The sequence below is a fragment of the Wolbachia endosymbiont of Cardiocondyla obscurior genome, assembly GCF_902713635.1.
GTDB classification, from domain to species: Bacteria; Pseudomonadota; Alphaproteobacteria; order Rickettsiales; family Anaplasmataceae; genus Wolbachia; species Wolbachia pipientis.
Genome location: NZ_CACTIU010000090.1, coordinates 1 through 3,472 on the forward strand (window position 1 = coordinate 1; position 3,472 = coordinate 3,472).

The 3,472-nt window shown below is 36.8% G+C and carries 4 protein-coding genes; all 4 read right to left on the reverse strand.

Features of this window, described 5'->3' with window-relative positions; translation table 11 throughout:
* On the reverse strand, positions 1-329 hold a 329-nt coding region (locus WOCAOBSORBRA_RS05735), incomplete at its 3' end, for a DUF6444 domain-containing protein (RefSeq protein ID WP_246165656.1).
* A gap of 205 nt (positions 330-534) precedes the next feature.
* Positions 535-2,808 (reverse strand): polyribonucleotide nucleotidyltransferase, encoded by a 2,274-nt coding sequence (gene pnp, locus WOCAOBSORBRA_RS05740; RefSeq protein ID WP_155969351.1) that lies wholly within the window; start codon positions 2,806-2,808, stop codon positions 535-537.
* Between the two features lie 14 nt (positions 2,809-2,822).
* A complete protein-coding gene (gene rpsO, locus WOCAOBSORBRA_RS05745) occupies positions 2,823-3,095 on the reverse strand; it encodes a 30S ribosomal protein S15 (RefSeq protein WP_006279944.1) in 273 nt (90 codons plus the stop codon).
* Between the two features lie 12 nt (positions 3,096-3,107).
* On the reverse strand, positions 3,108-3,446 hold the full coding sequence (locus WOCAOBSORBRA_RS05750; RefSeq protein ID WP_231115842.1) for a hypothetical protein: 339 nt from the start codon (positions 3,444-3,446) through the stop codon (positions 3,108-3,110).
* Between the last annotated feature and the right edge of the window lie 26 nt (positions 3,447-3,472).

Genomic DNA, 3,472 nt, shown 5'->3' on the forward strand with positions numbered 1-3,472 from the left:
TCGCATATTACAAGCTCTCCTCCGCATTCGCAAATATTAGGCAACTCTATTTTTACTACTTTATCCGCTTCCATTGTAGCATGAAAATTTCCTTTATGCCCAACCTGATCGCCAACATTCCTTTCGCTTTTTGGCTTATCCTTTTTTGTTTTGTACAATTCTTTAGAGCTCGGTAGAGATGAATTTTTCGAGTTTAAACCAAGCCTTTCCTTTAATTCAGCGTTCTCTATCTTTAAAGCTTTATTTTCTGCTTTTAAGTTTTCTATCTCTGCTTTCAGTTTTTCTATTTTTTGCTGTAAATTTTTGCAAAGTTCTAAAAGGTTTACCACATTACCTCACTTTTGCTCTATGATTATCTTTTTAGATCACTTTGTCTACCTTATTCTACCACTCCGCTGAACGGATACCTTGGGTTAGCTATAGCTAACACCACAATTGTACTAACATTGTGATTTGAGAACAACCTTCACCAGAAAGGGTGTCATTCCAGTGTTAAGCACTGGAATGACGAGAGGTAACGCAAGAAGTTTACTCTTAATAAAAACCTGATGATGAATCATTATTACCAAATTTCGGCCTATTTCTGTTGCTGAAACCAGAACGAGGACGAGGAGGCCTCTTATGGTGACTTCCTCCAGGTTTTCTACTAAATGAATTATTGTAATAATTATCCCTGTCATTTGGACCATCTTTCCTTTCCTCGTTGTAAAGCTCACCTTCAAAAAACTCTCCCGTCTCTTGGTCAACCCGACGTCTTGACAACTTTGGACACCCACCTTTTTCGAAGTCAATTACTAGTGCTTTGAAAGTATCATCTTGTTTAAGTACGCTCTCTATAGAATCTATATGTTCATTAGCTACTTCACTTATGTGCATTTTTCCTTTTCTGCCATTAAGAAATTCAAGCTCTACAATAGACTTCTCTATTCTTACAACCTTGACATCAACTATAGAACCTTGTTCTAGTTCTGTTATTGAATCAATCATCATACTCTTTGCAATTTCAGCTTCAGTGCCACTCGTAGCAAAAACAGAAACTTTACCATCATCTCCTATTTCAATTTTTGCATTACTTCTTTCACACACACTGCGTATATTTTTCCCCTTAGAACCTATAGCAGCAGAAATTTTGTCTTTATCTATGTAAAATGATAACATCCTTGGTGCATGGTCTTTGACATCATCACTGTGTTCTGAAATCACTGCATTCATTTTTTCTAAAATATGTAATCTTCCAGCTTTTGCCTGTTCTAAAGATTTTTCAACAATTTCAAAGCTTATACCAGAAATTTTCATGTCCATTTGTAGCGCCGTAACCCCTTCACTAGTTCCTGCTACTTTAAAGTCCATATCACCAAGATAATCTTCATCACCAAGTATATCGGAAAGTATTACATACTCGTCTTTATCTTTGATGAGACCCATAGCAATTCCAGCAACAGGGGCCTTTATTGGCACACCCGTATCCATTAAAGCAAGAGAAGTCCCACAAACTGTTGCCATAGAAGAAGAACCATCAGACTCCAAAATTTCGGACACTACTCTTATTGTATAAGGAAATTCAGACTTATCGGGTAAAACAGGATGAATTGCTTTCCAAGCAAGTTTGCCATGACCGATTTCTCTTCTTCCTGGTGCACGCGCAGCAGAAGTTTCTCCAACAGCAAATGAGGGAAAGTTATAATGCAACATGAAATGCTCACGTCTATCCCCTTCAATATCATCCACAATTTGCTCATCTTGAGTGGTGCCAAGAGCAGTAACAACCAGCGCCTGAGTATTGCCTCTTGTAAATAGTGCAGAACCGTGAGTTTTGGACAGAATATCAACTTCAACTTCTATCTGACGTATCTCATCATGCTTACGACTGTCTATCCTTACACTTTTCTTCCTAATTATTTCACGTACTAAAGATCTTTCAAAGTTTTTTACTGCATACGTAATTAACTTTTCGTCTTTTCCAGTTTCTTTAAGAGTATTCAATATATTCTCTCTGATCGCTTCTAGAGCTTGAACTCGCTCTTGTTTTACTGTTTGCGAATATGCTTTTTCAAAATCTTTACCGTATTTTTCGAGCTCTTGTGTTATATCTGATGCATCAATAGGGGCAAAGCTCTCAGGTTTATTGCCAATTGTATCAGCAAACTCTTTTATGAGCTTAATGACAGGCTTAAGGTGTTCATGGCCAAATTTTATTGCATTAAAAACATTTTCTTCAGAGAGCTCTTTCACTTCTGATTCAACCATTAAAATTGAATTTTCATCACCAGACAAAAACAGATCCAAGCTGCTTGCTTTCATCTCTTGAACAGAAGGGTTGAGTATATAGTTATTATTTTCATCACAACCAACCATCACTCCAGCTATAGTAAAGTGAAAGGGAACACCAGAAATTGCAAGAGCTGCAACAGCACCAATCAATGCTGGCACTTCAGGAGGATTGACTGTATCATAAGTTAATAGATTGCACACCACACTAATTTCATCATGAAATCCTTCTGGGAATAGTGGTCTTATACTTCTATCTATTACTCTTGAGATTAAAGTTTCTCTATCAGATGGCTTGCCTTCTCTTTTAAAAAACCCGCCAGGGATCTTACCCATGGCATAGCTTTTTGCGATAAACTGCACATTTAAAGGTAGGAAATCAACGCTTTCTTCCTTCTTTTTACGTACAACAGTTACTAAAACAGAAGTATCACCGTAATTTACAACTACTGAACCATGAGCTTGGCGTGCTATTTTTCCTGTTTCTAAAGATAAGGCACGACCACCCCACTCTATAGATTTTTTTATAATTTTAAACATATTAAATTCCTCGATTATTTTCTAATGCCTAACTTCTCTATTAATTCCTGATAGGCTTCATTACCAAATTTACGCTTTATATAATTTAAGTGCTTGCGTCTTCTACCTATCAATATAAGTAAACCACGCTTAGAGTGATGGTCATGCTTGTGCACTTTAAAATGCTCAGTTAAGTTACTGATCCTCTCGGTCAAAATTGCACATTGTACAAAAGATGAGCCTGTATCATCTTCTTTAATTGCGTATATATTTATCAAACTCTTTTTCTTTTCGGATGTTATCGACATCTAAACCTCATTTTAAATATTAAAAACACGAATAGGTTTCACACAACCATAAATAAAACTGCAGATTGCAATAGGTACACTACCCACCACCGTACAACAAATATCATGATTCTTTAAATTACGCAAGTTATTTAATACAACTTCCTGACCTTTTCTGATTTTCCCCGCATCTTCTAGGGAAATTTCAACTTTGAACATCGATTTTAAAGCCGATTCAATGGGGATGACGAAACTTTTTGTATTACTCCCTGTCACTCCATCATCTTCTGTCATCCCACCCCCCTCTGTCATCCAAGTAGCTGACACTGGGATGGCTTTGTTGCATCGCTCTTCGGATAGTAGGTAACGCACAATAAATTTATGAAGCTATCTCAAAT